The sequence below is a fragment of the Cognatilysobacter lacus genome (genome assembly GCF_008274655.1).
GTDB classification, from domain to species: Bacteria; Pseudomonadota; Gammaproteobacteria; order Xanthomonadales; family Xanthomonadaceae; genus Cognatilysobacter; species Cognatilysobacter lacus.
The window spans coordinates 1-5,528 of sequence record NZ_VTRV01000167.1; the positions used below are offsets into that span (position 1 = coordinate 1).

Annotated in this window: 6 protein-coding genes and 1 pseudogene; 5 read left to right on the forward strand and 2 right to left on the reverse strand. The window is 67.0% G+C overall.

What is annotated here, in order from left to right:
- Positions 1 to 336 (reverse strand): annotated as a pseudogene (locus tag FW784_RS12165) (energy transducer TonB); the annotation flags it as partial.
- A 4-nt stretch (positions 337 to 340) separates the two neighbouring features.
- Entirely contained in the window at positions 341 to 1,288 is a 948-nt protein-coding gene (gshB, locus tag FW784_RS12170; RefSeq protein WP_149353609.1) for a glutathione synthase, read from the reverse strand.
- 170 nt (positions 1,289 to 1,458) lie between these two features.
- Here gshB and pilG point away from each other — a divergent pair, with 170 nt between their 5' ends.
- The 5 genes from pilG to FW784_RS12195 all read left to right on the forward strand — a co-directional run.
- Entirely contained in the window at positions 1,459 to 1,857 is a 399-nt protein-coding gene (gene pilG / locus FW784_RS12175) for a twitching motility response regulator PilG (RefSeq protein WP_149353613.1), read from the forward strand.
- Positions 1,858 to 1,876: 19 nt separating this feature from the next.
- Positions 1,877 to 2,242, forward strand: coding sequence for a response regulator (locus FW784_RS12180; RefSeq protein ID WP_149353610.1), 366 nt, complete (start codon positions 1,877 to 1,879; stop codon positions 2,240 to 2,242).
- Between the two features lie 10 nt (positions 2,243 to 2,252).
- A complete protein-coding gene (locus tag FW784_RS12185) occupies positions 2,253 to 2,792 on the forward strand; it encodes a chemotaxis protein CheW (RefSeq protein WP_149353614.1) in 540 nt (179 codons plus the stop codon).
- Between the two features lie 29 nt (positions 2,793 to 2,821).
- Entirely contained in the window at positions 2,822 to 4,843 is a 2,022-nt protein-coding gene (locus tag FW784_RS12190; protein WP_149353611.1) for a methyl-accepting chemotaxis protein, read from the forward strand.
- Positions 4,844 to 4,955: 112 nt separating this feature from the next.
- Positions 4,956 to 5,528: Hpt domain-containing protein (locus FW784_RS12195; RefSeq protein ID WP_149353612.1), on the forward strand; the 573-nt coding region annotated here is incomplete at its 3' end.

Here is a 5,528-nt window from a genome sequence, read left to right on the forward strand (position 1 = left end):
TGATCTCGTCTGGGCGCGCAGTTCGCGCGGGGCCACGCCGGGATCGGGCTGCGGGGCCACGCCGCTCTGCGGCTCGCGCGGTCGCGTGGTCTTCTCGTGTTCGCCGCCGCCCTGGTTGTTCGCCTGCGCGAGGAAATCGGCCTGCTTGGGCGTTAGCGCGCTCTGCGTCTCGGTGAAGATCACATCGAGCGTCGGCACCACCGGCGCCGCCTTCTCCGGCGCAAACCCGACCGCGAGCAGGACGAACACATGCAGCGCAAGCGAAATCGCGAGCGTGATGCCGAGCCGGCGCGACTCGACCGTCGGCGCAAGTTGCATGGGCGCGACGGCGCTCATCGGTTCAGCCCGCCCGTGCCTCGATCGCATCGAACAGCAGCCCGGCTATGTTCAGCCCGAACTGCTTGTCCAGCTCGCGGATGCAGGTGGGGCTGGTGACGTTGACCTCGGTCAGGTAGCCGCCGATCACATCGAGCCCGACGAAGACCATGCCGCGCGCCTTCATGTCGGGGCCTACCTGGGCGGCGATCCAGCGGTCGCGCTCGGTGAGCGGACGGCCCTCGCCGCGGCCGCCCACCGCGAGGTTGCCGCGGAATTCGTCGCCCTGCGGGATGCGCGCCAGGCAGTAGTCCACGGGAACGCCGTCGATCAGCAGGATGCGCTTGTCGCCGTCGCTGATCTCAGGGATGTAGCGCTGCGCCATCGCGAGGTGGCCACCGCCCTGCGTCAGCGTTTCGAGAATCACGTTGATGTTCGGATCGCCCGTGCGGGCGCGGAAGATCGAGTGGCCGCCCATGCCGTCGAGCGTCTTGAGCACCGCGTCGCCATGCGTCGCCACGAAGTGCTTGATCGCCGCCGCGTCGCGCGTGACGAGCGTCGGCGGGCAGCATTCGGGGAACTCGAGTGCGGTCAGCTTCTCGTTCATGTCGCGCAAACCCTGGGGGTCGTTCACCACCAGGGCCCCGGCTCGCTGCGCGATCGAGAGAACCTGCGTGTCGTGGACGTACTCCGCGTCCACCGGCGGGTCCGTGCGCATCAGCACGACGTGACCGCGTCCGAGGTCGACATGTGACGCATCGCCCAGTTCGAACCATCCGTTTGCGTCGTCGGCGACCCGCAGGGGGGCCGCCAGTGCCGAAGCGCGGCCATCGCGCACGGACAGGCCCCCGGGAACGACGTATAAGAGTCTGTGGCCGCGCCGCTGGGCCTCCAGCAACATCGCGAAGGTAGAGTCCTTGGCGATCTTGATGGACGAGATCGGATCCATCACGACGACGATGTCGAGGGGCATGGCTCAAGCCGGGGTCGGGATGGTCGATGGTATCAGTGGGGCTGGAACGTACCTGACGCAAATTGCCAGTTTCCGCATTTTTGCCGTGACGAAAATTGCCTGTTGACAGTCCCCTCGGGGCTTGGAATAAAGGGTTGCGCGCCGCCTACGTGGCGCAGGGGGATTTACGAATGCAGGACGACGCCCGCAACGGCAGCCTGGGCGGTCTCAAGGTGATGGTCATCGACGATTCGAAGACCATCCGCCGGACGGCCGAGACGCTGCTCAAGCGAGAGGGCTGCGACGTGGTGACGGCCTCGGACGGCTTCGAGGCGCTGGCGAAGATCGCCGACCAGCAGCCCCAGATCATCTTCGTCGACGTGATGATGCCGCGCCTGGACGGTTACCAGACCTGCGCGCTCATCAAGAACAACCAGAGCTTCCGCTCCACGCCGGTGATCATGCTGTCCTCGAAGGACGGCCTGTTCGACAAGGCGCGCGGCCGCATCGTCGGCTCGGAGCAGTACCTGACCAAGCCATTTACCCGCGAAGAACTGCTCGACGCGATCCGCAAGCACGTCACCGCCTGACCGGGGGGGAAGGGCACCAATGGCACGCATCCTGTTGATCGAGGACTCGCCGACCGAGTCGGCGGTCATGACCCAGTTGCTCGAGCGCAATGGCCACCAGGTCATGACGTCGGGCAGCGCCGAGGACGGCATCGAGACCTGCCGCCGCGAGCGCCCCGACCTCGTCCTGATGGACGTGGTCCTGCCGGGCATGAACGGCTTCCAGGCCACCCGCGCACTGTCGCGCGACGCCGAGACCAAGGCCATCCCGGTGCTGATCGTCAGCACGAAGGGCATGGACACCGACAAGGCCTGGGGCCTGCGGCAGGGCGCCAAGGACTACATCGTCAAGCCGCCGCGCGAGGATGAGCTCATCTCGCGCATCAACGAATTGCTGGGCGCCTGACGTGGAAACGCTGACGAGCCCGTTCGACGTGCTCCTCGACTACGAGCGCCGCTCGCTGGCGCATGTGGCGGGACTGCCGGAGCAGCTCGATGCGCCAGGCCTGTGGCGTGGCGTCGGTTATCGCGTGGGCTCGCGGCGGCTCGCGTCCGAGTTCGGTGAAGTCCGCGAAATCCTGACCGTGCCGCAGATCACTGCCGTGCCCGGCACGCAGCCGTGGATGCTCGGTGTCGCGAACGTTCGCGGCCAGCTGTTGCCGATCGTGGACATGAAGCAGTTCCTCGAAGGCGAGCGCACGGTGCTGCACGAAAGCCTGCGCGTGCTGCTGGTTCGCCAGCCGGGCGGCGATGTCGCCGTGCTGGTGGACGAACTGTTCGGCCAGCGTTCCTTCGTGGACGAGCAACTGCTCGACGAGGAAGCGCTCGAGCCCTACGCGCAGGGCCGCTACACGCACTTTCTCGAACGCGCCTATCGCCTGGGCGAGCACGTCTGGGGTGTTTTCAGCCTCGACCGCCTCGCCCGTACCCCCGAATTCCGACACGCCGCCACCTGACGGCCAGCACGCAGAACTGAGGTTCAACCATGAGCAGCATGATGGACAACGTCGCCGGCAAAGGCCGCGACATCCGAATCAACACCTGGGTGGCGTTGCTTATCGGCTCGCTTGTCGTGCTCGGCGCGAACGTCGGCTACGCCTCGTACAAGGCCGGTCGGTTGAGCGGCGCGAGTACCTCGGCGTCGGACCTGCAGGTGCTCTCGCAGCAGCTCGCGGTGCGAGGCACCGAGGCGGTTGGCGGTAACGCCGAGGCCTTCAAGAACTTCCGCGACACGCGGGACAGCATCGATTCCGACGTCGCGCGCCTGCAGTCGGGCTATGGCGACGACAGCCGGGCGGGTTCGGCGGTTCGCGCCGTCGCTCAAACGTGGTCGGGGATCAAGCCTGCCGCGGACCAGGTGGTGTCGTCCGAACAGGCGATCGTTGCGCTCGCCGGCCACGCGGACGCCTTCAACAAGAACCTCCCGAACTTCCAGGCCACGCTGGACGAACTCGTCCGTGCGATGTCCGCGTCGGGCTCGCCGTCCTCGCAGGTGTATATCGCGCTGCGCCAGGTCGTCGTCTCCGGAACGATGGCCCGCCGCATCGCCGAAATCCGCAGCGGCGGCAGCGCCGCGCAGGCGGCCGGCGAAGCGCTCGGCCGCGACGCCAACCTCTTCTCCACCGTGCTCACCGGCCTGCGCAAGGGCGACGACGCCAACAAGATCCTGCCGCTGACCGCGGGCCCCGCTGTCTCCCAGCTCGCACAGGTCGAGCAGCAGTGGTCGGGCATGAAGAAGGACCTCGATGCGATCACCGCCAGTTCGCGCAACCTGATCGGCGCGCAGACGGCCGCCACCGCCATCACCGCGAAGTCGGGCGACCTGCTTGACGACTCGCAGAAGCTGTTCGGCGCGTTCACCTCGATCGGCTCGATCAAGGACACCAGCTTTGCCGGCAACATCTGGATCTCGATCGGCGCCGGCCTGCTCACGCTGCTCTCGATCGCCGGCCTGCTCCTCGCCCTGAACAAGCAGCAGCAGACGCGCTACCAGTCCACGAAGGAACTCAACGACCGTAACCAGGAGGCCATCATGCGCCTGCTGGACGAGATGGGTTCGCTCGCAGAAGGCGACCTGACGGTCAAGGCGACGGTCACCGAAGACATGACCGGCGCGATCGCCGACTCCATCAACTTCGCCGTCGAACAGCTCCGCAGCCTCGTGCAGACGATTACCGATACCTCGGTGCAGGTCGCGGCGAGCGCGCAGGAAACACAGGCAACGGCAACGCAGCTCGCCGAAGCCGCGGAGCACCAGGCGCAGGAGATCGGCACGGCGTCCGAGGCGATCAACGAGATCGCGCGCTCCATTGACCAGGTCTCGAAGAATTCCGCGGAATCCGCGGAGGTTGCACAGCGCTCGGTGGCCATCGCGACCAAGGGTGCCGGCGTGGTGCGGCAGACGATCGCGGGCATGGACTCGATCCGCGACCAGATCCAGGAAACCTCGAAGCGAATCAAGCGCCTCGGCGAGTCGTCGCAGGAAATCGGCTCGATCGTCGAACTGATCAACGACATCTCGGAACAGACGAACATCCTGGCGCTAAACGCGGCAATTCAGGCGGCATCGGCCGGTGAAGCGGGCCGCGGCTTCGCGGTCGTCGCCGACGAAGTGCAGCGCCTCGCCGAACGCGCGTCCAACGCGACGAAGCGAATCGAAACGCTGGTCCAGACGATTCAGAGCGATACCAACGAAGCCGTCAGCTCGATGGAGCAGACGACGTCGGAAGTCGTCGCGGGTGCACGCCTGGCCGAGGACGCGGGCACGGCGCTGGGCGAGATCGAAAAGGTCTCGACCGACCTCTCGAACCTCATTCAGGGCATCTCGCAGGCGGCGCAGCAGCAGTCGTTCGCTGCAACCAACATCACGCAGACGATGACCACGATCCAGTCGATCACCGCGCAGACGTCGCAGGGCGCCAGCCAGACGGCGGCCTCGATTGGAAACCTCGCGCAACTGGCGGCGGATCTTCGCCGCTCGGTCGCCGACTTCAAGCTGCCGGCCTGATCCGCAGGACCCCTGACGAAATGACTTGGCTTGCACCTGGCTGCCGCGCGGTGAACGCATTCCTCCCAACGGGGAACGCACCGCGCACGCACGGGGCACGGGGTGCAACACGATGATCGCGATGCGCGAAGTGATCGATACGACCACGCTGGGCTGGATCAAACCGGAACTCGACGAGACCCTGCGCCAGGCGCGCCAGGAGATCGAGGCGTTCCTCGAAGACTCCGGCGACACCGCGCGCATGCGCGCCTGCGCCACGCTCCTGCACCAGGTGCGCGGCACGCTTCAGATGATCGAGCTGGACGCGCCGTCCATGGTCGCCACCGAAATGGAGACGTTGGCGACGGCCGTGGCGAACGGCCAGGTCGCGGACCGCGACGAAGCCTGTGCGGCCTTGCTGCGCGGCGTCGTGCAGCTGCCCGACTACCTCGAGCGCCTGCAGGGCGGCCATCGCGACATCCCCATCGTCCTGCTGCCGCTGCTCAATGAGCTGCGCGCCGCTCGCGGCGAAGCGGGGCTGACCGAGAGCATGCTGTTCGCCCCCGACCTCGACCGGCCCGTACCGGCGGCCGGTGCGCGTGGGCCCGGCATCGACGAACACGCGGCCTCGCAGTTTGCGGCCGCACTCCGCGGCTGGCCGGAATCCGGCGAGCCGACCGATCCCAAGTCGCTGGTCGACGAGATC